The organism is Jiangella gansuensis DSM 44835 (assembly GCF_000515395.1).
In the GTDB taxonomy this organism is placed as follows: domain Bacteria; phylum Actinomycetota; class Actinomycetes; order Jiangellales; family Jiangellaceae; genus Jiangella; species Jiangella gansuensis.
In genome coordinates this window covers 2294440-2321390 of the sequence record NZ_KI911782.1, presented here as the reverse complement: position 1 = coordinate 2321390, position 26951 = coordinate 2294440, and the positions used below count along the sequence as shown (strand labels likewise).

The window sequence follows — 26951 nt, the reverse complement described above, 5'->3', positions numbered from 1 at the left end:
CTAGGAATCTGCCAGCCACGCCAGCAAGCGCCCCCGCGACCAGCAGCGGCCAACGGCCTCGGCATGCAGCGTCGAGTGGTCGAACAGCGCCACGCCGATGATGCTGTGGCCGGAGGCGCGGCGGTCGCTGAATGTCGGTATCGCCGGCGCGACCCCGACCCCCTCTACCGACACCCACGCCACCGCCCGCCCGGCCGCCGCTTCGTGGAGACAGTGCAGGAGGCTCAGCCGGCTCTCGAGCGGGACGCGCGACAGCGCCCACGTCGTGGTGACGACGGGCAGCGCGTCCGCGGGCACCTGGGCGAAGGCGTCGGGCAGCACGTCGACGGCGTCCCCTCGCAGCAGCAGCGGAGGGGCCGACGCCGCCAACGCCATCTCCGCTTCGAGCCTCGCGGCGCGCTCCGGCTGATCCGGCCACACGCAGGCGCGCAACCATCGGGCGTCGTCCGCGTCGGTCACGTCGACCGGGTCGAGGTCGACGCCGATCCGGGCGACCACCTCGGGCATCGCTCGCGTCGGGACGGGCCGGTCTCCCACGACGGACGACGACAACCGCACGGGAGACGACGGGTCGCCCAGCGACTGTCCATTGCTGTACGTGAGGCCGACGCGATCGACATTGAGATTGAGCGCGGCCGAGCAGCCCACGTCGATCAGCCCGACCGCATTCGCGCCGCCCCGGCGCGCCGCCTCGGCGATGGGCGGATAGAGCACGGCGCAGCGTCCGGTCTCGTCGGGCCGCGGCCGCCGGCGTGCAGCGACGGCCACGACCGAGTCGGTCATGTGCTGCAGCGCGTCGATCGCGGCGGCAGCGGCAGCGTCGCGGTCCCCTGCGGCGTAGGCCGCCGCCAGCGCCGGGGCCCGCCCGGCGAGGGCGAGGTCGTGCAGGGCGGCGAGGATCACCGTGGGGTGCCGCTTGCCTGCCGGTGCCGCCTCGATGGCGCGCAGTGCTTCGTCGGACTCACTCAAAGCGACGGCGACGCGTTCGTACAGCGGCGAGGTACCGGCAGCCTCGACCTCACCGAAGCGCCGGTACGCCTGAGCGAGTGTGCGGGAACTCAGGGCGCCAGCATCTCCGGGGTCAGGGTGGACTCGGTGTCCGGGATGCCTTCGTCGGCGGCCTTGCGGTCGGCCATCGCGAGCAGCCGGCGGATCCGGCCGGCCACGGCGTCCTTCGTCATGGGCGGGTCGGAGAGCTGACCGAGCTCCTCCAGACTTGCCTGCTTGTTCTGCAACCGGAGGACGCCCGCGGCGCGCAGGTGGTCGGGAACGTCGTCGCCGAGAATCTCTAACGCTCGCTCCACCCGGGCGCCCGCGGCGACCGCGGCCCGCGCGGACCGTCGCAGGTTGGCGTCGTCGAAATTGGCCAGGCGGTTCGCGGTGGCCCGCACCTCGCGCCGCATCCGCCGCTCCTCCCAGGCCAGCACGCTGTCGTGCGCGCCCAACCGAGTGAGCAGGGCACCGATGGCGTCGCCGTCGCGTACCACCACCCGGTCTGTGCCGCGCACGTCGCGGGCCTTGGCCTGGATGTCGAGCCGCCGGGCCGCACCCACCAGAGCCAACGCGGCCTCCGGGCCGGGGCAAGTGACCTCGAGCGCGGACGACCGGCCCGGTTCGGTCAGCGAGCCGTGCGCCAGGAACGCGCCACGCCACGCCGCCTCGGCGTCGTGATCGGCGCCGTTCACCACCTGCGGCGGCAAGCCGCGCACCGGACGGCCGCTGGCGTCGATCAGCCCGGTCTGGCGGGCCAGCCGCTCACCGTCGCGGACCACCCGCACCACGTACCGGCTGCCCTTGCGCAACCCGCCCGCGGCGACCACGGCGACGTCGCTCTCGTGGCCGAACACCTCCGCAATGTCCCGTCGCAGCCTGCGGGCCGCGACCCCCGTATCCAGCTCGGCCTCGATGACGATCTTCCCACTGACAATGTGCAGGCCGCCGCCGAATCGCAACAGCGACGACACCTCGGCCTTACGGCAGCACGTCTTGGTCACCTCGAGGCGAGCCAGCTCGTCCTTCACGGATGCTGTCATCGCCATGCGCTCGATCCTGCCACACCCGGACCCGTGCTCGGCCCGCCGTTCCACACCCCACTCAGCGCCAGCGGCCGATGCCGCCGCGGCCCAGGGTGTCGGCGAACGTGCGGCCCAGCCGGGCGGCATCGTGCCGGGGCGTGCCGTCGCCGACCGCGACGTCGGTCACGACCAGTTCCGCCCCCATCTCGCCGGCGATGCGGCGCAGCAGCTTCTCGTCCGGGCAGGCCGAGCGCTCCGCGATGACGAGATCGATGCGCAGGTCCGGCGCGTAGACGCCGAGCACCTCGAGGTGCATCTCGGGCGTGAAACCGGTGGTCTCGCCGCCCTCGTCGGAGATGTTCAGGACGACCGCGCGCCGGGCCGGCGTGGACACGAGGGCGTCCCGCAACTCCGGCACCAGCAGGTGCGGCACCACGCTGCTGAACCACGACCCGGGCCCCAGGACCACCCAGTCGGCGTCGTCGATGGCCGCCAAGGCCTCGGGACAGGCCGGTGGGCTGTCCGGAACCAGCCGGACGGCGACGATGTCGCCGTCGACGGTGGCGACCGCGTGCTGCCCCGAGACGGTGGTGACCTCGCGTTGGCCACCGGCCACCGGCGCCGGGCGGCCCACCAGCGCCTCGATGTTCAGCGGCAGCAGCGACATCGGCAGCACCCGGCCCTGTGCGCCGAGCAGCCGGCCGACCCAATCCAGACCCTCGACATGACCACCGAGCAGTTCCCACAGCGCCACGATCAGCAGATTTCCGGCGGCGTGGTTGTGCAGCTCGCCGCCGCTGGCGAAGCGGTGCTGGAGCACCCGCGCCCAGGTGCGGCCCCAGTCGTCGTCACCGCACAGCGCCGCCAGGGCCATCCGCAAGTCGCCCGGCGGCAGCACGCCCAGCTCGGAGCGCAGCCGCCCGCTGGAACCGCCGTCGTCGGCGACGGTAACGACGGCGGTCAGCCGGCCCGCCATCCGGCGCAGCGCCGCCAGCGACGCCGCCAGCCCGTGCCCGCCGCCCAGCGCGACCACCTTGGGCCCGGCCAGCCGGGGAGCCGTCCCGGGCCGGGCCGGGACCGGTGGCAGCTCGGTCATTCCCGGCCGAGGTCCCGGTGTACGACGAGGGTCTCGATGCCCTGCTTGCGCAGCCGCTGCGCCAACGCCTCGGTCATGGCGACACTGCGGTGCTTGCCGCCGGTGCAGCCGATGCCGAGTGTCACGAACCGCTTACCCTCGCGCAGGTAGCCCTGGGAGACCATCTCGACCAGCTCGCTGTAGTGGTCGAGGAACTCATCGGCGCCGGGCTGGGCCAGGACGTAGTCGCTGACCTCGACGTCGGTGCCGTTCTGCAACCGCAGGTGCGGCACCCAGTGCGGGTTGGGCAGGAACCTCATGTCGGCCACCATGTCAGCGTCCACCGGGAGACCGTACTTGAACCCGAACGACACCACGATGGCCCGCAGCCCGACCTCCGGGCCGGAGAACGCGGCACGGACCCGGGCACCGAGCTCGTTCACGTTCAGCAACGAGGTGTCGACGACGACGTCGGCGGCCACCCGCAGCGACGCCAGCTCCTCCCGCTCGCGCTCGATGGCCTCCAGGACCCGCCCCCCGGCCTGCAACGGGTGCGGGCGGCGGGCCGACTCGAACCGGCGGACCAGGGCTTCGTCGCCGGCCTCCAGGAACAGCACCGTCGGGCGGATGCCCTGCTCCCCCAGCCGGTCCAGTGCCCCGCGCAGCTCGGAGAAGAACACGCCACCCCGCACGTCCGCCACGACGGCCACCCGGCGCAGGTCGGTGCGGGTGGTGACGGTGGTGACCAGGTCCATGAGCAGCGAGGGCGGCAGGTTGTCGACGACGAACCAGCCGATGTCGTCCAACGCGGCCGTGGCTGCCGTTTTCCCGGCGCCGGACATGCCGGTGACGAGCAGCAGCTCCAGGTTGTCGATGGGCGGCGCCTCGGTCGGCCGGCCCTGGTCGTTCATGGTTCTCCATCCCCCTCGTGCCTGACGAACTGGTGCGTGGCGAGTCGGTGGCGACCGGTGCGGATCACGACTCGAGCACCTCACCGGTCGCGGTGTTCACGGCTGGGGCGGCCGGCCGTGCGGCCAGCGCGTCCACCACCGCCTGCGCCGTCGCAGGACCGAAGCCGGGGACCTCCGCGATCTGCTCCATTGTCGCAGCTCGCAGCCGCTTCAGCGAACCGAATCGGGTCATCAGCGCCTTGCGCCGGGCCGGTCCCAGGCCGGGCACGCCGTCGAGCAGGCTGTCGACCATAGACGTGGAACGGCGCTGCCGGTGGAACGTGATGGCGAACCGGTGCGCTTCGTCGCGGACCCGCTGCAGCAGGTAGAGCCCCTCGCTGGTGCGGGGCATGATCACCGGATGGTCGGAGTCGGGCGGCCACACCTCTTCCAGCCGTTTGGCCAGCCCGACGACGGGGATGTCGCTCATCCCCGCCTCGTCCATGGCCTGCCTGGCGGCGTTGACCTGCGGCTGCCCGCCGTCGACGACGACAAGCCCGGGCGCGTAGGCGAACTTGCGCGGCCGCCCCGTCTCGGGGTCGATGCCTGGCCGGCCCGGGTCGGCGGGGGCCTCCTCGGCCTCCTGCAGCCGTCGGAACCGCCGACTCAGCACCTCGCGGATGGCGGCGACGTCGTCGGTGCCCTGCTCGCCACGGACGGTGAACTTGCGGTACTCGCTCTTGCGCGGCAGACCGTCCTCGAACACCACCATCGAACCGACGACCTCGGTTCCGGCCAGGTTGGAGATGTCGTAGCACTCGATCCGCAGCGGCGGCTCGTCCAGCTCCAGCGCGTCCTGGATCTCCCCCAGCGCCCGGCTGCGGGTGGTGAGGTCGCTGGCCCGCTTGGTCTTGTGCAGGTTGAGCGCCTGCGCGGCGTTGGCGGCGACGGTCTGCATCAGGGCCCGTTTGTCGCCGCGCTGCGGCACCCGCAGGTCGACCCGGCCGCCCTTCAGCTCCGTGAGCAGCTCGTGCAGGGCCTGCGCCTCATCGGGGTCGTCGGGTAGCGCCGGCACCAGGATCTCGCGCGGCACCGCCTCGCCGCCCAGCTCGCCGTACAGCTGCAGCAGGAACCGTTCGACCAGCTCACCGGCCGGTGCGTCGTCGGCCTTGTCGGCCACCCAGCCACGCTGGCCGCGGATTCGCCCCCCGCGCACGTAGAAGACCTGGACCGCCACCTCCAGGGGGTCGTCGGCGAGCGCGACGACGTCGGCGTCGGTGCCGTCGCCCAGCACCACGGCGTTGGCTTCCATGGCCCGTTCGAGGGCGGCAATGTCGTCCCGCAGCCGCGCCGCGCGCTCGAAGTCGAGCTCGGCCGCGGCTGCCTTCATCTCCCGTTCCAGCCGCCGCACATACCCCGTCGTGCGACCCTCGAGAAAGGCGACGAGGTCGTCGGCGATGTCGCGGTGCTCGTCGGCGTCGACCCGGCCGACACACGGCGCCGAGCACTTACCGATGTAACCCAGCAGGCACGGCCGGCCGATCTGCCGGGACCGGTTGAACACGCCCTTGGAGCAGCTGCGCACCGGGAACACCCGCAGCAGCTGGTCGAGTGTCTCGCGGATGGCCCAGGCGTGGGCGTACGGGCCGAAATAGCGCACCCCCCGCTTCTTCGCGCCGCGCATGACCATGGCGCGCGGATACTCCTCGTTGAGGGTGACCGCCAGGTACGGGTAGGACTTGTCGTCGCGGTAGCGCACGTTGAAGCGCGGGTCGAACTCCTTGATCCAGGAGTACTCCAGCTGCAGCGCCTCGACCTCGGTGCGGACCACGGTCCACTCCACCTTGGCCGCCGTGGTGACCATGGCGAGCGTCCGCGGATGCAGCGCAGCCAGATCCTGGAAGTACGACGACAGCCGCGCCCGCAAGCTCTTCGCCTTGCCCACGTAGATGACACGGCCCCGGGAGTCACTGAATCGATAGACCCCGGGTTCGACCGGGATCGACCCCGGGGCCGGGCGGTACGTCGACGGATCGGCCACGACCACCACCCTATGCCGGGCCACCGACACCGCCCGGCGGGCGTCCGCCGGATGCCGCGGTGGTGGGGAGCAACGCCCACCGACGACGCACGACGGCGGCACGTGACAATGCCCATGATTCTCCGACAATGCCGGTGAATGCCATTCCGGAAGGGGCGGGGCAAAACGGAATTCCGCTGAGCCGCGCGCCGCCCGGAACTATCTTCGGGGGCACCTGGAAGACCAGTAGGAGGCACGCATGCCGACATACGTGAGAACAGACAACTTCATCGACCAACTCGGCGATTCGTTCACCGATCTCGGTAGAGACGTAGGCGATTTCGTGCCCCGATTGGTGGTAGCGCTCCTGCTGCTGCTCGTCGGTCACTGGATCGCGAAACTGATCCGGCGGCTGCTCACGGCGGGATTGGAGAAGATCGGAGCCGGGCGGCTGACCGAGGCCGCGGGCATGGAGAACACGCTGCGGCAAGCCGGCACGTCGGGCGTGGCATTGATCGGCCAAGTGGCCTATTTCCTGATCTTCATCATCTTCGTGCAAATCGCCGCGGAAGTGCTGGAGATCGACGAACTGACGTCGATGCTGAACCGCTTGATCGCATATCTGCCGCTGGTCGCGGTGGCATTGCTGGTGCTGTTCGTGGCCGCGGCGATCGCGAATTGGGCCAGCAGCGTGGTCCGGCCGTTCGCCGAGAGCCGCAACATGGCGTGGGTGAGCACGGCGGTGCGCGTCGGCGTTCTGGTGATCGGGGTGCTCGCGGCATTCGACACCCTCAACTTCGCCCCGTCGGTCACCTCGAAGGTGGAGAACACCCTGCTGCAGTACCTGCCGTTGTCGATCCTGCTCGCCGCGACCATCGCGTTCGGTGTCGGTGGCATCAAGACGGCACAGGAGTGGTGGACGAAGCTGGCACCGCGGCCCGACCAGCAGCCGATGGGCTCGCCGTCCACCCCGGCTTCGGCCCCGGCCTCGGCCTCGGCGGGCGGCTACAGCTCCACGACGCCGGGCGGCTACGGCTCGGCGAACCCGGGCGACCCGGGCGACGAGCCGCCCGCGACGGAGCCGCCGCTCGACCCGCGGCCCGGCCTCTGAACCGGATCCGAACCACCCTGATCGGGAACACTCTGGGGCCACCACCGCCTCAGTCGCCGTCACACGGCCGGCCACCGGTTCACCCCGTTCGCCGGCCGGCCGGGTGACGGTCTTCCAGACCGGACCCGGGTCCTGCGTCCAGCGAGCAACGATCAACCGGCGAAGATCTGATCGCCCTCGACGACGATGGCTACCGGCGGCAGCGGCTGCTCCGCCGGGCCCTGCTGGACCGAGCCGTCGGTCACCGAGTACTGGCTGCCGTGGCACGTGCACGTGATGAGGCCGTCGCCGATCTCGGTGACGGCACAGCCCTGGTGTGTGCAGGTGGCGCCGAACGCCACGAACTGGCCGGCGGTCGGCTGCGTCACCACCACACCGGCGCCGTCGAGAATGACCCCGCTGCCCACCGGGACCTCGGCCGTCGTGGTCAGCGCCTCGCTGGAGGTCCCGGGCTCGGAAGTCTCCGCCGGCGTACTGGGCTCGTCCGCCGGGGTGGTGGGCTGCTCCGACTCGGGTGCCGCCCCCGTGGCCGGCGCCGACGGCTCGGCGGTGTCGGAGCCGCCACCGCACGCGGCGAGAAGCCCGGCGACCCCGACCGCGCCCATGCCCATCAGCGCGGTCCGGCGGCCGATGCACCGCTGGCAGCCGGCGTGACCCGCCGGCGAATCGGGGTCGGCGCCGCCAGCGGCGTCAGCGGGCGGTGCGTGGCCGTGGCCGAGCAGTCGGGTCTCCATGACCTATTCCTACGCGGCCACGGCCTGGATGGATTGCATTCTGGTCATACTCCCAGGATGTCGCGGAGGAACGTCCCGGTGTGCGACGCCTCGACCTTGGCGACGTCCTCCGGGGTGCCGGTGGCCACGACGGTGCCGCCGCCGGAGCCTCCTTCCGGACCCATGTCGATGATCCAGTCGGCGGTCTTGACGACGTCGAGGTTGTGTTCGATGACCACCACGGTGTTGCCCTTGTCGACCAAGCCCTGCAGGACGCCGATGAGCTTGCGGATGTCCTCGAAGTGCAGCCCGGTGGTGGGCTCGTCGAGCACGTAGATGGTGCGCCCGGTGGAGCGGCGCTGCAGCTCGGCGGCGAGCTTGACCCGCTGGGCCTCACCGCCGGAGAGCGTGGGCGCCGGCTGCCCGAGCCGCACGTACCCCAGGCCGACCTCCTTCAGGGTGCGCAGGTGCCGAGCGATCCGCTCGACCGGCGCGAAGAACTCGACGGCCTCCTCGATGGGCATGTCGAGCACTTCGGAGATTGTCTTGCCCTTGTAGTGGACCTCCAGCGTCTCCCGGTTGTACCGGGCGCCGTGGCACACCTCGCACGGCACGTACACATCCGGCAGGAAGTTCATCTCGATCTTGATCGTGCCGTCGCCGCTGCAGGCCTCACAGCGCCCGCCCTTGACGTTGAACGAGAATCGGCCCGGCTGGTAGCCGCGGACCTTCGCCTCCTGCGTCTCGGCGAACAGCTTGCGGATGCTGTCGAAGACGCCGGTGTAGGTGGCCGGGTTGCTGCGCGGGGTCCGGCCGATGGGCGACTGGTCGACGTGCACGACCTTGTCGACCAGCCCCATGCCGTCGATGCGCCGATGCCGGCCCGGCACCGCCCGCGCGTTGTAGATCTCTTTCGCCAGTGACGTGTACAGGATGTCGTTGACCAGCGTGGACTTCCCGGACCCGCTGACGCCGGTGACGGCGACGAAGCAGCCCAGCGGGACGCTGACGGTGACATCGCGCAGATTGTTGGCGCGCGCCCCGACGACCGTGATGGCGCGGTCCTTCACCGGTGGGCGGCGCACCGCCGGGACGTCGATGCGCCGCTTGCCGGACAGGTAGGCCCCGGTCAGCGAGCTCTCTTCGGCGATGAGGTCGTCGACGGTACCGCTGACCACCACCTGGCCGCCGTGCTCACCTGCGCCGGGGCCGATGTCGACGACCCAGTCGGCGACCTTGATGGTGTCTTCGTCGTGCTCGACGACGATCAGCGTGTTGCCGAGGTCGCGCAACCTGACCAGGGTCTCGATGAGCCGGTGGTTGTCGCGCTGGTGCAGCCCGATGGACGGCTCGTCCAGCACATAGAGCACCCCGACCAGGCCGGAGCCGATCTGCGTCGCCAGCCGAATACGCTGCGCCTCACCGCCGGCCAGCGTGGCCGACGCGCGGTCCAGGCTCAGGTAGTCGAGGCCGACGTCGACGAGGAACTGCAGCCGCTCATTGACCTCCTTGAGCACCCTGGCGGCGATCTGCTCCTCGCGCTCGGACAGCTGCAGCGTGCGCAGGAACTGCGCGCATTCGCCGATGGGCAGCGACGCGACGTCGGCGATGCTGCGACCGCCCACCGTCACCGCCAGGACGACCGGCTTGAGCCGGGTACCGCGGCACGCCGGGCAGGGCACCTCGCGCATGAAGCCCTCGAACCGCTCGCGGCTGGTGTCGGACTCCGCCTCGGCGTACCGGCGGCGTACCCAGGGGATGACGCCCTCGTAACTGGTGTAGTACGAGCGCTCGCGGCCGTACCGGTTGCGGTAGCGCACGTGCACCTGGTCGGGATGGCCGTGCAGCAGCGCCTGCCGGGCCTTCTTCGGCAGCGATTCGAACGGCACGTCGGTTCGGAACCCGACGGAGTCGGCCAGCGCGGTGATCAGCCGGTCGAAGTACTCCGACGTGCTGCCCGGCGCCCAGGGTGCCAGGGCGCCGTCGTCGAGGCTCTTCGACGGGTCCGGGACCACGAGCTCCTCGTCGACCTCCATGCGGGTGCCCAGGCCGGTGCACTCCGGGCAGGCGCCGAACGGCGAGTTGAACGAGAACGACCGCGGCTCCAGCTCTTCGAACGACAGCTCGTCGTACGGGCAGTACAGGTGCTCGGAGTAGACCCGCTCACGGTGCTCGTCGTCCTCGGGCAGGTCGACGAAGTCGAGCGTGACCAGGCCCCCGGACAGCCGCAGCGCCGTCTCGATGGAGTCGGTGAGCCGGCGCTTGGCCGACTCCTTGACCGCCAGCCGGTCGACCACCACCTCGATGGTGTGCTTTTCCTGCTTCTTCAGCTTGGGCACGTCGGTGAGCTGATGCACCACGCCGTCGACCCGAGCCCGCGAGTACCCCTGCGACGCCAGGGTGCGGAATAGATCGGCGTACTCGCCCTTGCGTGCCCGCACGACCGGCGCCAGCACCTGGAACCGGGACCCCTCGGTGAGGCCGAGCACCTGGTCGACGATGGACTGCGGCGTCTGCCGCCCGATCGGCCGGCCGCATTCCGGGCAGTGCGGGTGGCCCGCACGCGCGTACAGCAGCCGCAGATAGTCGTAGACCTCGGTGATGGTGCCGACGGTGGAGCGCGGGTTGCGCGAGGTGGACTTCTGGTCGATCGACACCGCGGGCGACAGACCCTCGATGAAGTCGACGTCCGGCTTGTCCATCTGACCGAGGAACTGCCGCGCGTACGCGGACAGCGACTCCACATACCGCCGCTGGCCTTCGGCGAAGATGGTGTCGAAGGCCAGGCTGGACTTCCCCGACCCGGACAGGCCGGTGAACACGATCAGCGCGTCACGCGGCAGATCGAGGGAGACGTCTTTGAGGTTGTGCTCCCGAGCGCCTCGGACGACCAGACGGTCGCTGGCTCGGGCGGCGGTTCGTTCGGTCATGAGACCCCGTGGACTCCGGTATGGGCGATGGTGCTGTGGACAGACGTACGGTTTCGAGCATCGTAGGCCGAGGGTCCGACAAGGTCGGCGTCTCGACGGCCAGACGCCGACCGGCCGGAGAACGCCGACACAGTCGCAGTGACGGCAGAAGCGGGCTAGGTTCGATCCCGTGCCCACCGTCAACGCTGAACCGATGTCCCACGATTCCGGCGGCGACTCCGCCGCCGGTCCGGTGACCGCCGCGACCGATCGCATCATCTCGACCGCAGCAACCCTGGACGACGCCGGCCTGACCGCCGCAAGTCTATGTCCGGGATGGACGCGTGCCCACGTACTCACGCACGTCGCCCGCAACGCCGACGCGCTGACCAATCTCCTCACCTGGGCCCGCACCGGGCGCGAGACGCCCATGTACCCCAGCGCGGAGGCCCGCGCGGCCGACATCGAGGCCGGCGCCGGCCGCCAAGTCGACGAGATCGTCGCCGACCTGCGCGATTCCGCTGACCGGTTCGTCCGGGCCGTCATGGAGATGCCCGACGACGGCTGGGAGCGCCAGGTACGCCGCGGCCCTGCCGGCACCGGCGATCCGCTGCCGGGGCGCCGGGTGCTCTGGCTGCGGCTGCGCGAACTGGAGGTGCACCACGTCGACCTGGACGCCGGCTACTCCCCCGCTGACTGGCCCGACGCGTTCGTCCGGCGGGCTCTGGACGAGACGGTCCGGACGTTCACCCGCCGCGACGACGTCCCGCCGATGACCCTCGAGGTCGACGGCGTCGGCACCGAGCACATCGGCGCCGAGGCGCCTCTCACCGTCACCGGCGCCCCCGCCGCCGTGCTGGCCTGGCTCAGCGGCCGCTCCCCCGGCGCCGGCCTGCGAGTCGAGCCCGCCGGTGGGCTGCCGTCGCTGCCGGCCTGGCTCTGACGGAGACGACGTGGGCGGCTACACCGGGCGCGTCCAGCCGGGCGGCACTCCAGCCGTGCACGAGCTCGCGCACCTGGTCATGACGAAGCTGTCGGTCGGCGGCTCCTGGGACAACAACGTCTACCTCCTGCGCTGCCGCTACTCCGGTGACCAGCTGATCATCGACGCCGCGGCCGAGCCGGAACGCATCATCGCCACCTGCGGCGAGGGGCCGGTGCGTCAGATCGTCACCACACATCGGCATGCAGACCACTGGCGGGCCCTCGACGCCGTCGCCACCGCCACCGGCGCCGTCACCGTCGCCCACGCCGACGACGCCCCCGCCATCCGGGCCGGCGCCGGCATCGCGCAGCAGGTCCGCGACGGCGACCGGCTCCGGTTCGGCAGCATCGAGCTCGAGGTGATCCACCTGGCCGGGCACACGCCCGGCGGCATCGCCCTGCTCTACGACGACCCGACCGGCCCGCCGCATCTGTGGACCGGCGACTCACTCTTCCCCGGCGGCGTGGGCAAGACGACCTCACCGGCGGACTTCGCCGTGCTGCTGGCCGACGTCACCCGCAAGCTGTTCGACCGGCTGCCCGACGAGACCTGGGTGTACCCCGGCCACGGCGACGACACCACCCTGGGCCGCGAGCGGCCACACCTGGCGGAATGGCGCGCCCGCGGCTGGTGAGGTGCGAGAACCCTCGGTGGTCGACCTGGGCGCCGCTCAGCGCCGGTGGTCGTCCGCTCCGTGGGTTTCCGGGGCGGCGTCGTCGGCGGAGACGACCTCGTCGGAAGCCGACGACAGCGCGGCCTTGCGCGCGTCACTACGCGACTTGAGCAGGCTCGCCGCCGTCGTGACCAGCAGGGTGCCGACGATGACCGACAGCGACATCCCGATGGACACCTCGGGCACGCCGTGCAGCGGCTCGCCGCCGTTGATGAACGGCAGGTTGTTCTCGTGCAGCGCGTGCAGCACGAGTTTGACGCCGATGAAGGCCAGGATGACCGCCAGGCCGGCGGACAGGTAGACCAGCCGTTCGAGCAGCCCGCCGATGAGGAAGTACAGCTGACGCAGGCCCATCAGGGCGAAGATGTTCGCGGTGAACACGATGAACGCTTCCTGCGTCAGGCCGAAGATCGCCGGGATGGAGTCGACGGCGAACAGCAGGTCGGCCGAGGCGATGGACAGGAAGACGATCAGCATCGGGGTGTAGAGGCGCTTGCCCTCGACACGGACCCGCAGCTTGATGCCGTGGTAGTCCGGTGTCATCGGCAACACCCTCCGGGCGCGCCGGACGAGGGCGTTCTCGTACTCCTCCTCCTGCTCCTCATGGTGCACCTGCTGGTTGGCCAGCTTGACGGCGGTGTAGATGAGGAACGCGCCGAAGATGTAGAAGACCCAGGCGAACTGGTTGATCAGTGCGGCCCCGAGGAGGATGAAGACACCGCGCATCACGATGGCCGTCAGGATGCCGAACATCAGCACCGACTGCTGATACTGCCGAGGCACCCGGAACTGGGCCATGATGATGACGAAGATGAACAGGTTGTCGACGCTGAGGCTGTACTCGGTGAGCCAGCCGGCGAAGAACTCACCCGACGCCTGCCCGTGGCCGACGAACATCAGAACGATGCCGAAAACGACGGCCAGCCCGACATAGAACGACACCCACAGCGACGCCTCTTTGATCGAGGGAGCGTGTGGGCGCCGGGTGACGATCAGCAGGTCGACAATGAGGAGGAGGATCAGGACCACGAAGGTCCCGATCTCGAACCACACGGGCAGGTCCAACACGAAGACAGAGTCCTCTCCGGTGAGCTGACCGCGCAGCGGACGCTGCGCGCAACCGGAGGTCTCGTCCGCCCGGGATCACCGGGCCGGCGGCACCGGGCTACCCCCGGGGTAGGGAGCATCCGTGATGACGATGCCACCGCGTCGGGAGTACTCCCCTCCACGCCGTGCCCCAGTATATTTCACAGCCACCGTCCAGTGACCACATCGCGGGGTCACCGGCAGCTCCCGCCACCGGTGGAGTCCTGCGCGGGATCAGCGGACGCCGGCCTCGTGCATGCCGCGCAGCTCCTTCTTCAGCTCGGAGATCTCGTCGCGCAGCCGGGCCGCCAGCTCGAACTGCAGCTCGGCGGCGGCCGCGTGCATCTGGTCGCTGAGCTGCTGGATCAGGTCGGCGAGGTCCGCCGCGGGCATGCCGGCGAGCTCTGCCGCGTGCTTCCCGGCACCGGCGCCGGACTTCAGCCCCGGCACCGGTGACTTGCCGCGGCTGGCGGCGCGCCCGGACCCGCCGATCAGCGACTCGGTGTCGGCATCCTCACGGGCCAGCATCTGGGTGATGTCGCTGATGCGCTTGCGCAGCGGCGTCGGGTCGATGCCGTGTTCGGCGTTGTACGCCAGCTGCTTCTCACGCCGCCGGTTGGTCTCGTCGATGGCGTTCTGCATGGACGGCGTGATGGTGTCCGCGTACATGTGCACCTGGCCGGAGACGTTGCGCGCGGCCCGGCCGATGGTCTGGATCAGCGACGTGCCGGAGCGCAGGAAGCCTTCCTTGTCCGCGTCCAGGATGCTGACCAGGGAGACCTCGGGCAGGTCGAGACCCTCCCGGAGCAGGTTGATGCCGACCAGGACGTCGAACTCGCCGATCCGCAGCTCTCTGAGCAGCTCGACCCGGCGCAGGGTGTCGACCTCGCTGTGCAGATAGCGGACTCGGATGCCGCGCTCGAGCAGATAGTCGGTGAGGTCCTCGGCCATTTTCTTGGTCAGCGTGGTGACGAGGGCCCGCTCGTCCCGCTCGACCCGCAGGTTGATCTCGTGGATGAGGTCGTCGATCTGGCCCTTGGTGGCCTTGACCACCACCTCCGGGTCGACCAGGCCGGTGGGCCGGATGATCTGCTCGACGACGCTGTCGACCTTGCCCAGCTCGTACGGGCCGGGCGTGGCGGACAGGTACACCGTCTGGCCGATGCGCTCGAGGAACTCCTCCCAGCGCAGCGGGCGGTTGTCCATGGCACTGGGCAGCCGGAACCCGTGATCGACCAGCGTGCGCTTGCGGCTCATGTCGCCCTCGTACATTCCGCCGATCTGCGGCACCGTGTTGTGCGACTCGTCGATGACCAGCAGGAAGTCGTCCGGGAAGTAGTCGAGCAGACAGTTCGGTGCGGAACCGGCCGGCCGCCCGTCCATGTGCCGCGAGTAGTTCTCGATGCCCGAGGTGAAGCCGACCTCGCGCATCATCTCGATGTCGTAGGTGGTGCGCATGCGCAGCCGCTGCGCCTCCAGCAGCTTGCCCTGCCGTTCCAGCTCGGCCAGCCGCTCCGCCAGCTCCGCCTCGATGTTGGTGATGGCGCGCTCCATGCGCTCACGGCCGGCGACGTAGTGGGTGGCGGGCGCGACGTACGTCTCCTGCTCCTCGCGCATGACCTCGCCGGTGAGCGGATGCATGGTCATGATTCGCTCGATCTCGTCGCCGAAGAACTCCACCCGCACGGCGAGCTCGTCGTACATCGGGATGATCTCGAGAGTGTCGCCGCGGACCCGGAAGGTGCCGCGCGTGAGGTTCTGGTCGTTACGGGTGTACTGGACGTCCACCAGCTCGCGTAGCAAGCCCTCGCGGTTCTTCTCGTCACCGACCTTGAGATGCACCATGCGATGCAGGTACTCGTCGGCCGAGCCCAGGCCGTAGATGCACGACACGGTGGCGACCACGATGACGTCGCGCCGGGTCAGCAGCGCCCAGGTGGCCGAGTGCCGCAGCCGCTCGACCTCCTCGTTGATCGAGGAGTCCTTCTCGATGTAGGTGTCGCTCTGCGGGACGTAGGCCTCGGGCTGGTAGTAGTCGTAGTAGGAGACGAAGTACTCCACCGCGTTGTTCGGGAACATCTCGCGCAGCTCGTTCGCGAACTGGGCGGCGAGCGTCTTGTTCGGCACCAGCACCAGCGTGGGCCGCTGCACCCGCTCGATCAGCCAGGCCGTGGTGGCGCTCTTGCCGGTACCGGTGGCGCCCAGCAGCACGATGTCCTTGTCACCCCGGCTGACGCGCTTCTCCAGCTCGTCGATGGCCGCCGGCTGGTCGCCGGACGGGTCCCACTCACTCACGACCGTGAACGGGGCAACCGTCCGGGTCAGCTCATCTGCCGCACGCATGTCCCCAACGGTATGCGCTCCCACCGACAAAGTCGGCATGACCACCGCCGTCAGGGCCGCCAGCCGGAGCTGCGCGCCCACGCGTCGGCGCGGCCGAGCGCCGCGTTGATCCACGGGGTCTTCAGCTGCGCGTAGGCATCGACGGACTCGTGCGGCCGGGCCGCGAGCTCACGCTTGAGCGTGGCGTACTCGGCGACGGCCTCCGGGTGCGCCCGCAGCCAGTCGCGCAGCAGCAGGCCGTCGCGCCACGCCGGCGAGGTGCGCGGGCGGACGTGGCAGTTGACCGACCGGTCCGGGTCGGCGTTGCCGGCCAGCTCCTTGTCGTGTTCCACGCCGTCGCGGTCGACGTCCCACCACCGGTCCGGGCGGCGGATCAGCCCGGCCTCGGTGAGGTCGTCGGCGACGGCGCGCGCGGCCGCCAGGTCCTCGACCACCACCTGGAGGTCGATGACGTCCTTGGCGGCCAGCCCCTGCACGGAGGTGGATCCGGTGTGGTCGACCCGCACCGCGCGGTCACCGGCCACCCGCCGAACCCGCTCGACGATGCGCCGGCCCTGGTCGGCCCAGGTCGGGTCGGGGTCGACGACGATGGCATGGGCCGGGCGCGGTGCGATGGTGCCGGCGCGCAGATTCGCCGCGAACGGGTGCAGCCGGCGTTCCCACAGCCGATCGACCACCGCGTAGGTATCGGCGATGTCGCCGGAGTTGTCGATCCAGACGTCGGCGGCGGCGCGCCGCTGCTCGTCACTGGCCTGAGCGCGGATCCGGGCCAGCGCGTCGGACTCGCTCATGCCGCGGTCGGCGACGAGCCGGCGCCGCCGTTCCGCCGGTGGGGCGTGCACGACGACGACCAGCGGGAACCCGTCGGTCATGCCGTTCTCGACCAGCAGCGGGATGTCTTCGACGACGACGGAACCGGCACCGGCCCGCGCCACGAGCTCCGCGCGACGACGGGCCACCAGCGGATGCACGATCGCGTTCAGAGCCCGGCGGCGGTCGTCATCAGCGAAGATGATCTTGCCCAGGGCCGGCCGGTCGAGGGCGCCGTCGGGTGTCAGCACCTGCGGCCCGAACTCGGCGGCGACGGCGGCCAGCCCCGGTGTCCCCGGCTCGACCACCTCACGAGCCAGCACGTCCGCGTCGACGACGGTGGCGCCCCGCTGGGCCAGCCGCCGGGACACCACCGACTTGCCGGCCCCGATGCCGCCGGTCAATCCGACTCTCAGCACGCGCCGACCCTATCCGGTCGGTGCCGGCGTTTCCGAGCCGCCGAGGAGGTGCGTGGCCAGATCCAGCAGGACGACGGGCTCCGCGGCGGCCGGCACCACACCGTGGCGCAGCGTGACGACGTAGGTGCGGACATCGTCGGCGACGACGAACGAGACGTCCTCGGCGTCGGAGAGCAGGAAGCCGTCGCGACCGGCCACTGTCTGTGCCTGGACGGTGCCGCCGGACGCCTGCGCGGCGTCGACCGTCGGCGGGATCCGACCGGCGGCCGTCTCGACGTCCACGTAGCCGCTCACCGCGATGGTCAACGGCACCGGCGGCGGGGTCGGCGGCGCGCTCTGCCCCGGCGGCACCTCCGGAACGCCGTAGCTGCAGGTCAGCCGGCCGGTACGGCCGGAGTCGGACAGGTACTCGTCGTTGTAGACGCGGACCGTCTCGCCCTGCATGGGCGCCTGCAGGATCTGCGCGATCTCACCAGCCGTGGCGAGGTCGCCGCACAGCTCCGGTACGCCCGTCGTGGATGCCGGCGACGGCGACGTACCGTCCGTCGGCTGACCGGTGGCGTCGGTTCCGGTGCCGCCGCCCGGTGTGGGCACGACCGGCACCTCGGGGTCGTCGTTGCCGGAGCAACCTGCCAGCAGGAGCATCAGCGGCACGGCCACGGCCAGCGCGGCCGCGCGGTGGTGGTCTCTGCTCGTCACGAGCACACCGTAACGCCCTCCCGGGGTCCATGCCGACGCCGGCGCACGCACAGCGGCCCCGGCGCCGTCCGGGTGGACGGGACCGGGGCCGCTGTCGTGCTCAGCTGCCAGCGGGAGCTCAGTTGCCGGTGAGCTTCTCCCGCAGCGCCTGCAGCGCCTCGTCGGACGCCAGCGTGCCGGCACCCTCGTCGACGGGCTGCGCCGAGGAGTACGAGGACGGGCTGTCGGCCTTCGCCTCGGCGTCGGCCTCCTGCGCGCTCTCGATCTGGGACTTGTGCGCCTCCCAGCGGGCGTGGGCCTCGGCGTACTGCCGCTCCCACTCCTCGCGCTGCTTCTCGTACCCTTCGAGCCAGTCGTTGGTCTCCGGGTCGAAGCCCTCGGGGTACTTGTAGTTGCCCTGGTCGTCGTAGTCGGCGGCCATGCCGTACAGCGTCGGGTCGAAGTGCTCGGCGACGTGCGCGGCGGTGTCACCCTCGTTGGCCTGCTTCAGCGACAGCGAGATGCGGCGACGCTCCAGGTCGATGTCGATGACCTTGACCATGACGTCCTTGCCGACCGTCACGACCTGCTCGGGCACCTCGACGTGGCGCTCGGCCAGCTCGGAGATGTGCACCAGGCCCTCGATGCCGTCCTCGACGCGGACGAACGCGCCGAACGGGACGAGCTTCGTGACCTTACCCGGCACGATCTGACCGATCTGGTGGATCCGGGCGAACTGCTGCCACGGGTCCTCGAGGGTGGCCTTGAGCGACAGCGACACGCGCTCGCGGTCCATGTCGACGTCGAGGACCTCGACGGTGACCTCCTGGCCGACCTCGACCACCTCGGACGGGTGGTCGATGTGCTTCCAGGACAGCTCCGACACGTGCACCAGGCCGTCCACACCGCCGAGGTCGACGAACGCACCGAAGTTGACGATCGACGACACGACACCGGAGCGGATCTGCCCCTTCTGCAGCGTCTGCAGGAAGGTGGAGCGCACCTCCGACTGCGTCTGCTCCAGCCAGGCACGGCGGGACAGCACCACGTTGTTGCGGTTCTTGTCCAGCTCGATGATCTTGGCCTCGATCTCCTTGCCGACGTACGGCTGGAGGTCGCGGACCCGGCGCATCTCGACGAGCGACGCGGGAAGGAAGCCACGAAGACCGATGTCGAGGATGAGGCCGCCCTTGACGACCTCGATGACGGTGCCGGAAACGACCCCGTCGGCCTCCTTGATCTCCTCGATCTTGCCCCAGGCGCGCTCGTACTGGGCGCGCTTCTTGGACAGGATCAGCCGTCCCTCCTTGTCCTCCTTCTGCAGGACGAGGGCCTCGACGTCGTCACCGACGGACACGACCTCGTTCGGGTCGACGTCGTGCTTGATGGACAGCTCGCGCGAGGGGATGACACCCTCGGTCTTGTAGCCGATGTCGAGCAGGACTTCGTCCCGGTCGACCTTGACGACGGTACCGGAGACGATGTCGCCGTCGTTGAAGTACTTGATGGTCTCGTCGATCGCGGCGAGGAAGTCTTCCTCGGACCCGATGTCATTGACCGCGACCTGCGTGGTCCTGGGGGCCGTCGAGGTAGGCGTCTCGGCCTCGATGCTGCTCGTCATGTGGAAGGGGACTCCGGACAAGGGTCGGTTGTAGCTCCAGTGCGCCAGGACCCTTGGATCGCTGTGCCATCACCGACCAGGAACCTGAATACCTGTGCCGCCATCCGACAGTAACGAGCGCGAGCCTGCTCCGTCTGAGGATCGCACAGGCCCACAGCGCACACACAGGGTACCCGGCCGCCAGGACCAGGGTCAATCGACATGAGGTCGCGGGTTGATCACAACCGCGCTGCTCGCGCCCAGCATAACGGCGGAACGAACCCGCAGTGGCCCGCGTGTCCGGCGATCCGCGTCCGCCGGCGGCGCCGCGGACCGGCCCGGAGCCCGGCCGGCGGCCTGACGATGTGCCGTGTCGCCGCTGGTCAGTAGCGGTGAACCGGCCCCGCCGAATGACCGTCGTCGTCGAACTCGTCGAAGACGTCGTCATCGTCGTCGTGCTGGTCGTGGGCCGGACGCGGTTCGGCGGCCGGACGCGGTTCGGCGGCCGGCCGGGTCTGCTCGGCCGCCGGCGGCCGCGGCTGCTCCGCGACGGGCCGACGGGGCAACGCCCCATCCGGGGAGCGCGCGGGTTCCGGCCGCACGGGTTCCGGCTGGGTGACCGGCTGCTCCGGGCGGGGCCGGACGGGCCGGCGTTGCAGGGGCGTGCGTTCCTGCGGCGGGCGGGTGGCCACCGGCGGCGGGGACCAGGCGGGGGGCTCCGCCTCGGGCGGGCGCGCGGGCGACGGCACGTTCGAATTGGACGTCGCCGTCACGACCGCGCCGTCATCCGGGGCGTCTGCCGGGCCGTCGGCGAGCGCGGCCCGCCGGCGGCCGCGATAGGTCCTGCGTGCCAGCACCGCGCCGATGACCACCAGCACCGCGCCGAGCGCGAGCGCCGCCAGCGGGCCGGTGGTCCGCACGATCTCCAGCGTGCGGGCGGTCCCGCTGTATTCGTCGACGTTCGCCGCGACCTGGTCGGGTGTGTACGCGATGGTGCCCTGGACGATGGCAGGGCCTTGCTGGCCCTCGAACTCCAGGTAGCTGTGCTGCTCCTCCTCGCCCTTGATGACGGCGCCGGTGCGCGGTTCCACCCACAGCGTGCGGGTGGTGGAGTAGACCCGGTCGGCGACGACGGCGCCGGTGGCACCGAACAGGTAGCCCGGGACCTCGAGCGCGGTGACCGGGGTCGGTTCGACCTCCTGGACGAAGCGGTACACCGTCAGGCCGTCGAGAGTGGTCTCACCGTCGAACTCCAGCGGCCGGGTGTCCTGGATGGTGGAGTCCCAGAACTCGTAGGCGCGCCGCTGGGTGTCGAACGGGAGCTTGAAGAAGTAGCCGGTGTGGTCGACCTCGACGCGGTCGGCGCGTTCGCCGGTCGGCGTGTAGAACTGGCCGTGCCCGGCGACGTTCTCGCCGGTGTGGCGGTCGAACGCGACCCGCTCCTCCAGGTAGGACAGCACGTTCTCGGAGTCGGTGGCACCCTGGCCGAGGTCGTCGTAGGTGGTGACGCTGGTCTCCCAGACGGCGGTGTCGTCGCTTCCGGCGCCCCGGTCGGGGACGATCCGCCGCACCGACCGGACGTCGGTGCTGCGTTCGATCTCGCCTTCCCGCGAGATGACGGCACCCAGGTCGAGCACGACGACGTCGGAGCCGGTGGAGACCCGCTCAGCGGTCTCGTCGGAGGCGACGGCCAGCTGCGGATAGGCGTACCAGCGGGACAGCGGCGCCAGGACCAACAACAACACGCCCAGTCCGACCAGGACCAGGCCGATCGAGCGCCGCATGGATCACCCTTCTCGTCCGCTGCTCCGCCGCGAGCATCCACGGACCGCGGCCGGCCCGGCTCACGCCACAGCGTGAACCTACTCCGAGGCTAGGACGGGCGAAAGCGATCCGGCCATATCACCCGAGATCGCGGCGCAGGTCACACCTGCCGACACGGTGACGGCGACGCCGGAGTGGGCGTCGCCGTCACCTGCCCGCTCCCCCGCGGACGCTCAGTGGGTCGCCGCGGCCTGCGCCGGGTGCCGGCCCTCCGCGAACTCCTCGACCATCTTGGCGCAGAACGCCGGCAGGTCGTCGGGCTTGCGGCTGGTGACCAGGCCATGGTCGGTGTGGACCTCTTCGTCGACCCAGGTGGCGCCGGCGTTGCGCAGATCTGTCTGCAGGCTGGGCCACGACGTCAGCGTGCGGCCGCGCACCACGTCGGCTTCGATCAGCGTCCAGGGCGCGTGGCAGATCGCCGCGACCGGCTTCCCCGCGGTGAAGAACGCCCGCGCGAACGCGACCGCGTCCGCGGACAGCCGCAGCTGGTCCGGGTTGGCGACGCCGCCGGGCAGCATGAGCGCGTCGTAATCGTCGGGGTTCGCGTCGGCCACGGTGTGGTCGACGGGGAAGGTGTCGGCCTTGTCCAGGTGGTTGAAGGCCTGGACCTCGCCACCCTGCGGCGCCACGAGTTCGGGCCGCCCGCCGGCGTTTTCGATCGCCTTCCACGGCTCGGTCAGCTCGATCTGCTCGACCCCTTCGTTCGCGACGAGAACCGCGACCCTCGTGCCGTCGATGCGCCGGTCCATGTCTCCTCCCTTCGCCGTTCTGACGTACTTACCGTCGGCGGGTACCCGGACCGTCCCATCCCATTCCGGGTCGCGCCGGGCGGCTCGGATTCCAGCATGGCGTCGATGGTGACGAACTCGTCGTCGGCGACGCTGCCGGGCCGCTGCCAGGCGACCGCACCGATCACCGCGATTGCCACCGCCACCAGCACCAACACCTGGGCGGCTGCGGAGTGCGCGCCGGGGTCCGGGCCCGGCCACGGCCGAATCGCCACCACGAACCCGGCGAGCAGCGCGGCGCCGCCGGCCAGGACGGGTGCCGTCCGGGTCAGCCCGGGCCGCCTCGGCCCGGCGAGCAGCACCGCGGCACCGACGGCGGCGGCGAGGGCGCCGGCGACACCGCCGAGCAGGACCAGAGCGACGGTGCCGACGGCGATGACCGGTGCGGCACGCTGGCGGCGGTGGCGCGCCGGGTAGGCCCCCGTCCGCTGCGCCGGGATGGCCGACGGCGCCGGTGGGACCCGGGTGCCGCGCCACGCCGCCAGCAGCACCAGCAACACGCCGAGCGGGCCGGCGGCCAGCGCCAGCCGGTACGGCTCGTCGGGCCCGTACGTGAGCTCGACGACGCCCGCGGGGCCGGCGGGCAGCACGAAGCCCTGGGCCCAGCCCTCCAGCCGGACCGGTTCCAGCCGCCGGCCTTCGAGCGTCGCTTCCCAGCCACTATTGAGGTTCTCGGCGACCGCCAGCACCGCCGGTGTCTCGCGGGCGGCGACGACGACCTCCCGGCTGGTCGCGTCCCAGGTCTGCACGGCGACGTCGGGCGCGGACGGCGCCGGCTCCGCCGCACCGGCCGGCAGCAGCGTCACCGCCTCCGGGCGCGTGTGCGCGCTGCCCAGCAGGGAGATGTCGTGCGTGCCCGGCTCCAGCGCGAGCACGGCCTCCCCGCCGCACGGAACCGCTGCCAGCTGGCGCCCGTGCAGCAGGTCGCCGGCCGTCGCGCTCACTCGCGTGGGCACCTCGGTGCCGTCGACCACCAGCGTCGGTCCCTCGCCGCACGGGATGCTGATCGCGCGGGACTCGTCGACGGCGACCCGCAGGTCGTCGGCGCCGATGACCTCGACCTCGGACAGCCCGCCCGGCAGCACCGTGCGCAGCCCGAACGACGCCTCGGTGTCCTCCAGCTCCTCGACCTCGAGGATCCGCAGGACCAGCTCGTCGGCGCGCACCGGCTCCGGGAGCGCGACCTCGCCGTCGGCGCCCACCTCCGCCTGGAGCCGCTGGTCACCGACCTGAACCTCGACGAGGCTCGGCCGGGAAGCGGCGAGCCACGGCTCCACGACCAGGCGCAGCCCGTCGATCTCGCGGCGCTCGCCCCAGCTCAGCGTGAGTTCCGGCGTCTCGTCACCGGGCGCGGCCACCCAGCCGGTACCGGGGTCGGCGTCGACGGCGGCCTGCGGGCGGCCCCGAGGGTCGGAGATCGAGCGCGAGCTGGCCTCGGCCCGGATGGCGCCCGCTTCCGGCGCCAGCAGCCGCTCCAGCGACCGGCTCGGCCGCGGCCGGACCGTCAGCTCGGCCGAGTACCGCGAGTCCGCCGACACGTCCACCTGACGGCGCAGGTCACCGTTCTCCTCGCCGGTGCGGTCCAGCTGCCGGGCGCACCGGGCCACGTCGTCGGTGGCGACGCATTCGCCTCGGCGGCCGTCGGCGACGGCGAACGCCATCGCTGCCGGCCGGTCCTCGTCCACCCCGCCGAGGTCAGCGGCCGGCACGGACGGGACCCGCAACGTCCGGGTGATCTCGACGCCGGGGACGGTCAGCTCCCGGATCCCGACCCCGCTCACCGTCCCCTCTCCGACCTCGACGACGGTGATCCGCAGCGTCCGAGTGGGCCCGGACGGGACCGCCAGCACCTGCGCACCGGCGCCGGCGTGGAGGCCACTCTCGACGACACCGGCGTCGGTGCTGACGGCGACCCGCTGCATCGGCGCGCTGACCGGACCGTCGTCCAGCGGGAGGATCTCGACGGAACCGACGTCGCGCGGCTCGTCGAACCGGATCTCGAACCACTCCCCGACCGCATTGCCGTACTGTCCGGACACCCAGGTGGTGGCGGGGTCACCGTCGACGGCGGCCCATGGCGAGTTCTCTGCGCCGCGCGCCATCGACGCGCGGGGGTCGGCGCCCGACGAGGACGCCGTCACCGTCGCGACCCCGTCGACGACGGCGACCGTCTGGCGACCGGTGTCGTCCATGACATCCGACGGCAGGAAGTCGCGGACCCGCCGGCCCAGCGACCCGTCGTCGTCGGCGGTCAGTACCTGGGTGGTGTTGTCGCGGCTGGCGCCGAACCACACGGCCCGCCGGCGCAGGCCGTCGGTCACGATGGGGACCGGATCCGGGTCGGCGATCGCTGTCCCGTCGCCGGCGACGAAGACCGCCCGGTCGCCGAGCAGGCCGGCGTCCCCGGCGGTGAGCAACGACTCCGGGCCACCGGACATCCGGATGCTGCCCTCCAGCGGGTAGGCGCGGACCCGGTGCTCGTCGACCTCGGGGTCGCCGATCGCGAAGACCTCGACCGCCGGGTACCGCACGTCCAGCCGCGAGTCCACGGCGACGTCGGGATCGCCGTCGCCGGCGCCGACCAGCGGCCCGAAGGACGCCACCCGCTCCGCGCCGGGCAGGTCGGCGATCGCCTGGTGCACGAGCGCCGGACGGGGCGCGTCCGTGCGAGCGCGATCGAGGTCGTTGCGCACGACGAGGTGGCTGACTCCGGCCCGGCGCAGCGCCTCGACGACGCCGCCACCGCCCTCACCGGCGGCGATGCGCGTCTCGATCGCGTCCAGGAGCCGGATGTTGCCCGCCGACGACAGCGGCACCGAGTCCCGCACCGCCCACGAGGCGTCGGTGAGCGCCTGCAGCGGTTCGTCGCGCGGAGCGCCCCACGTGTACTCGCCGAAGGCGCTGCCGGGAACGAGCAGCGCGCGGCCGGTGCCGGCGTTGTCGTCCAGCCAGGCCGCGGCCTCGTGCCAGTACCCGGGGATCTCGTCGTACGAGCCGGATTGCGGCAGCCGCCCGGCCAGCGCAGGCGTCGCCACCCCGGCGAGCACCACCGCCGCCAGGCCGGCGACGAGCACCCGGAAGCGGCGCACCGAGATGGCCGGCACCCGCAGCATCGACAGCGCGTGTGCCAGCCCGAGCGCCAGCGGCAGCCGCAGCACCACGTCGAACTTGTGCACGTTGCGCAACGGCGCCAGCGGGCCGTCCAGCAGCCCGCGAACGGACTCGGCCAGCGGGCCCGCCGCCGCGCCCGCGTATCCGGCCGACACCAGGCCCAGCCCGAGCACCGCGCTGGTGAGCAGCACCCGGCGCCCGGGGAGGTCACGGCGGGCCAGCCCGGCCAGGCCGAGCGCGGCGATCAACACCGTGTGCAGGATGAGCACCGGCTCACTGGCCAGCAGCCAGCCGGCCGGCCACTGCGGGTCGCCGGCGACGGACAGATACGACAGCCAGTGGTCGTTGCCGCGCAGCACCTCGATGAGCGACGTGTGCTGGGTGGTGTTGGCCGCGGTCTCGATCCAGTCGAGGAACGGCGGGCTGTGCGCCCCGAGCAGCAGCAGCGGCGCCCACCACCACACCGTCACCGCGGTGCAGCATGCCACCCACCAGGCCGCGAACCGCCACCGTCCGGGCCAGCGCGGCGCGAGCAGCAACCACAGCCCGGCCGGTACGACGGCGGCCGAGGTCGCCGCCGCGTTGACCCCGCCCATGCAGAACACGGCCAGCGCCGACAGCGCGGCGTTGCGCACCACCGGTCCACCGCGCCAGGCCCGCACCAGGGGGATCAGCGCCCACGGGGCGAGCGCCGTCGGCCACGCCTCGATGGACACCGCGCCCAGCGACACCAGGATCCGAGGCGCCAGCGCGTACACCATGCCGCCCAGCAGCCGCGTCCACGAACGGCCGATGCCCAGCTCACCGGCGAGACGCACCATGCCCAGGAACGCCGCGACGAGGACCAGCGACCACCACAGCCGCTGCACCACCCAACTGGGCATCGCCGCCAGGTCACCCAGCAGATGCAGTGGGCCCATCGGCCACAGGTACCCGTAGGCCTGGTTCTGCAGCTGCCCGAACGCGGCGGCCGGCTCCCACAGGTGCAGGGCGCGCTCGAGGAAGCCGCCCGGGTCGGCGGTGAGGTCGAGCTTCGTGTCCGGCACGATGCTGCCGGGAGCCTGCCGGAACGCCAGCGCCGTCAGGCCCAGGCAGCACAGCACGAGCTGGATGCGCCACGCCGGCCGGCGCAGCCTCGGGTGGGTGGTCATCGGCGCCGGAGCACCACCGCGAGGTTCCAGGTCAGCACCTCGCGGACGCCCGGCACTCGGATCAGTCCGCGGGCCCACCACGGGTGGTAGCGCGGGAACGCGTCGATCAGCTCGCCGTTCGGGGTCCCGCGCGCCCAGGTGAGGGCGTCGGCGACCGAGACCGGGAACAGGCTGGTGCCGAACCGGTTCTTCGGCGGCCGGCCGTGCCGGCGGGTGTACCGGCGCGCGGCGCGATGACCACCGAGGTAGTGCCACGGCGCGGTCTCGTGCCCGCCCCAGGGCGACAGCCAGACCGTGAACGACAGGAAGACGGTGCCGCCCGGCCGGGTCACCCGCAGCATCTCCTCGGCCATGGTCCACGGGTCGGGCACGTGCTCCAGCACGTTGGAGGAGTAGCAGACGTCGGCGACGGCGTCGCGGATCGGCAGGGCCAGGCCGCTGCCCATGACGCTGCCCGGTTCCGGCCGGCCGCGGGCGGCCAGCTCGCCGTGGTCGCTGTCGACGGAGACGTACCGGGCACCGGCGCCCCGGAAAGCACTGCGGAAATAGCCGGGACCGCCGCCGACGTCCACGACGAGCGCATCGCGCAAATCGGCATAATCGGACAATTGCGCAATGGAGTCGGCTGCCAACGTCCCGTAGAAATGGTCCGGGTCACTCTGCTCGGCGAGAAATGCCCGGAATAGCCGGACCGAACGGTGAAGAGAAGCGCGGTCACGGGGATCGGTCAGCAGCACGTCGGCAAAATAC

19 protein-coding genes are annotated in these 26951 nt (G+C 71.5%); 3 read left to right on the top strand and 16 right to left on the bottom strand.

Translation table 11 applies throughout. The features are described 5' to 3' along the window. The 5 genes from JIAGA_RS0111135 to uvrC all read right to left on the bottom strand — a co-directional run bounded on the left by JIAGA_RS0111135 (nucleotide 1) and on the right by uvrC (nucleotide 6021). Nucleotides 1-1062, bottom strand: a complete 1062-nt coding sequence (locus JIAGA_RS0111135; RefSeq protein WP_026877994.1) for a DUF2332 domain-containing protein — start codon at nucleotides 1060-1062, stop codon at nucleotides 1-3. Then, nucleotides 1059-2039 (bottom strand): DNA-binding protein WhiA, encoded by a 981-nt coding sequence (whiA, locus tag JIAGA_RS0111130; protein ID WP_026875717.1) that lies wholly within the window; start codon nucleotides 2037-2039, stop codon nucleotides 1059-1061. Before whiA ends, JIAGA_RS0111135 begins: the two co-directional genes overlap by 4 nt. A gap of 55 nt (nucleotides 2040-2094) precedes the next feature. After that, nucleotides 2095-3111: a gluconeogenesis factor YvcK family protein gene (locus tag JIAGA_RS0111125; RefSeq protein WP_026875716.1), complete on the bottom strand. Its 1017-nt coding sequence runs from the start codon at nucleotides 3109-3111 to the stop codon at nucleotides 2095-2097. Next, nucleotides 3108-4001 (bottom strand): RNase adapter RapZ, encoded by an 894-nt coding sequence (rapZ, locus tag JIAGA_RS0111120; RefSeq protein ID WP_051425970.1) that lies wholly within the window; start codon nucleotides 3999-4001, stop codon nucleotides 3108-3110. Before rapZ ends, JIAGA_RS0111125 begins: the two co-directional genes overlap by 4 nt. Before the next feature lie 64 nt (nucleotides 4002-4065). Beyond that, nucleotides 4066-6021 (bottom strand): excinuclease ABC subunit UvrC, encoded by a 1956-nt coding sequence (gene uvrC, locus JIAGA_RS0111115; RefSeq protein WP_026875714.1) that lies wholly within the window; start codon nucleotides 6019-6021, stop codon nucleotides 4066-4068. A gap of 238 nt (nucleotides 6022-6259) precedes the next feature. Between uvrC and JIAGA_RS0111110 the strand changes: the two genes are divergently transcribed. Further along, nucleotides 6260-7111 carry a mechanosensitive ion channel family protein gene (locus JIAGA_RS0111110; RefSeq protein ID WP_084469616.1) on the top strand — a complete coding sequence of 284 codons (852 nt, stop codon included), beginning with the start codon at nucleotides 6260-6262 and terminating at the stop codon, nucleotides 7109-7111. Nucleotides 7112-7263: 152 nt separating this feature from the next. Here JIAGA_RS0111110 and JIAGA_RS0111105 read toward each other — a convergent pair whose 3' ends face one another. Then, nucleotides 7264-7845: a Rieske (2Fe-2S) protein gene (locus JIAGA_RS0111105; protein ID WP_051425969.1), complete on the bottom strand. Its 582-nt coding sequence runs from the start codon at nucleotides 7843-7845 to the stop codon at nucleotides 7264-7266. A gap of 44 nt (nucleotides 7846-7889) precedes the next feature. Then, a complete protein-coding gene (gene uvrA / locus JIAGA_RS0111100; RefSeq protein WP_026875711.1) occupies nucleotides 7890-10754 on the bottom strand; it encodes an excinuclease ABC subunit UvrA in 2865 nt (954 codons plus the stop codon). Nucleotides 10755-10947: 193 nt separating this feature from the next. Between uvrA and JIAGA_RS0111095 the strand changes: the two genes are divergently transcribed. Together JIAGA_RS0111095 and JIAGA_RS0111090 are read left to right on the top strand one after the other, a co-directional pair. Further along, the gene (locus tag JIAGA_RS0111095; RefSeq protein ID WP_035813962.1) at nucleotides 10948-11676 is read left to right on the top strand and encodes a maleylpyruvate isomerase family mycothiol-dependent enzyme; all 729 of its coding nucleotides are present in this window, start codon (nucleotides 10948-10950) and stop codon (nucleotides 11674-11676) included. Between the two features lie 10 nt (nucleotides 11677-11686). Beyond that, nucleotides 11687-12352 carry an MBL fold metallo-hydrolase gene (locus JIAGA_RS0111090; RefSeq protein ID WP_026875709.1) on the top strand — a complete coding sequence of 222 codons (666 nt, stop codon included), beginning with the start codon at nucleotides 11687-11689 and terminating at the stop codon, nucleotides 12350-12352. A gap of 36 nt (nucleotides 12353-12388) precedes the next feature. On the opposite strand, the gene JIAGA_RS0111085 is transcribed toward JIAGA_RS0111090, so the two are convergent. From JIAGA_RS0111085 to JIAGA_RS0111045, 9 genes are all read right to left on the bottom strand, one after another. Continuing rightward, nucleotides 12389-13456, bottom strand: a complete 1068-nt coding sequence (locus JIAGA_RS0111085) for a TerC/Alx family metal homeostasis membrane protein (protein WP_026875708.1) — start codon at nucleotides 13454-13456, stop codon at nucleotides 12389-12391. A 255-nt stretch (nucleotides 13457-13711) separates the two neighbouring features. Then, nucleotides 13712-15820, bottom strand: a complete 2109-nt coding sequence (gene uvrB / locus JIAGA_RS0111080; RefSeq protein WP_026875707.1) for an excinuclease ABC subunit UvrB — start codon at nucleotides 15818-15820, stop codon at nucleotides 13712-13714. Nucleotides 15821-15870: 50 nt separating this feature from the next. After that, nucleotides 15871-17049: a dephospho-CoA kinase gene (gene coaE / locus JIAGA_RS0111075; RefSeq protein WP_026875706.1), complete on the bottom strand. Its 1179-nt coding sequence runs from the start codon at nucleotides 17047-17049 to the stop codon at nucleotides 15871-15873. A 9-nt stretch (nucleotides 17050-17058) separates the two neighbouring features. Continuing rightward, complete coding sequence (locus JIAGA_RS0111070; protein ID WP_157553003.1) at nucleotides 17059-17748, bottom strand: hypothetical protein; 690 nt, start codon at nucleotides 17746-17748, stop codon at nucleotides 17059-17061. 118 nt (nucleotides 17749-17866) lie between these two features. Next, complete coding sequence (gene rpsA / locus JIAGA_RS0111065) at nucleotides 17867-19348, bottom strand: 30S ribosomal protein S1 (protein WP_026875704.1); 1482 nt, start codon at nucleotides 19346-19348, stop codon at nucleotides 17867-17869. A 362-nt stretch (nucleotides 19349-19710) separates the two neighbouring features. Beyond that, nucleotides 19711-21111, bottom strand: a complete 1401-nt coding sequence (pgfA, locus tag JIAGA_RS0111060; protein ID WP_026875703.1) for a cell envelope lipid trafficking protein PgfA — start codon at nucleotides 21109-21111, stop codon at nucleotides 19711-19713. Between the two features lie 213 nt (nucleotides 21112-21324). Beyond that, nucleotides 21325-21900 (bottom strand): type 1 glutamine amidotransferase domain-containing protein, encoded by a 576-nt coding sequence (locus JIAGA_RS0111055; RefSeq protein ID WP_026875702.1) that lies wholly within the window; start codon nucleotides 21898-21900, stop codon nucleotides 21325-21327. Beyond that, nucleotides 21828-26201 carry an alpha-(1->3)-arabinofuranosyltransferase gene (locus tag JIAGA_RS29105; RefSeq protein ID WP_051425968.1) on the bottom strand — a complete coding sequence of 1458 codons (4374 nt, stop codon included), beginning with the start codon at nucleotides 26199-26201 and terminating at the stop codon, nucleotides 21828-21830. Before JIAGA_RS29105 ends, JIAGA_RS0111055 begins: the two co-directional genes overlap by 73 nt. Further along, complete coding sequence (locus JIAGA_RS0111045) at nucleotides 26198-26932, bottom strand: class I SAM-dependent methyltransferase (RefSeq protein ID WP_084470287.1); 735 nt, start codon at nucleotides 26930-26932, stop codon at nucleotides 26198-26200. Before JIAGA_RS0111045 ends, JIAGA_RS29105 begins: the two co-directional genes overlap by 4 nt. Nucleotides 26933-26951: the final 19 nt, after the last annotated feature.

Coding starts and splice junctions, on each gene's coding strand:
- JIAGA_RS0111105 (WP_051425969.1), bottom strand. CDS start 7,845: ATGGAGACCCGACTGCTCGGCCACGGCCACGCACCGCCCGCTGACGCC.
- uvrB (WP_026875707.1), bottom strand. CDS start 15,820: ATGCGTGCGGCAGATGAGCTGACCCGGACGGTTGCCCCGTTCACGGTC.
- rapZ (WP_051425970.1), bottom strand. CDS start 4,001: ATGAACGACCAGGGCCGGCCGACCGAGGCGCCGCCCATCGACAACCTG.
- JIAGA_RS0111110 (WP_084469616.1), top strand. CDS start 6,260: ATGCCGACATACGTGAGAACAGACAACTTCATCGACCAACTCGGCGAT.
- rpsA (WP_026875704.1), bottom strand. CDS start 19,348: ATGACGAGCAGCATCGAGGCCGAGACGCCTACCTCGACGGCCCCCAGG.
- JIAGA_RS0111125 (WP_026875716.1), bottom strand. CDS start 3,111: ATGACCGAGCTGCCACCGGTCCCGGCCCGGCCCGGGACGGCTCCCCGG.
- JIAGA_RS29105 (WP_051425968.1), bottom strand. CDS start 26,201: ATGACCACCCACCCGAGGCTGCGCCGGCCGGCGTGGCGCATCCAGCTC.
- JIAGA_RS0111055 (WP_026875702.1), bottom strand. CDS start 21,900: ATGGACCGGCGCATCGACGGCACGAGGGTCGCGGTTCTCGTCGCGAAC.
- JIAGA_RS0111095 (WP_035813962.1), top strand. CDS start 10,948: ATGTCCCACGATTCCGGCGGCGACTCCGCCGCCGGTCCGGTGACCGCC.
- uvrA (WP_026875711.1), bottom strand. CDS start 10,754: ATGACCGAACGAACCGCCGCCCGAGCCAGCGACCGTCTGGTCGTCCGA.
- pgfA (WP_026875703.1), bottom strand. CDS start 21,111: ATGCGGCGCTCGATCGGCCTGGTCCTGGTCGGACTGGGCGTGTTGTTG.
- whiA (WP_026875717.1), bottom strand. CDS start 2,039: ATGGCGATGACAGCATCCGTGAAGGACGAGCTGGCTCGCCTCGAGGTG.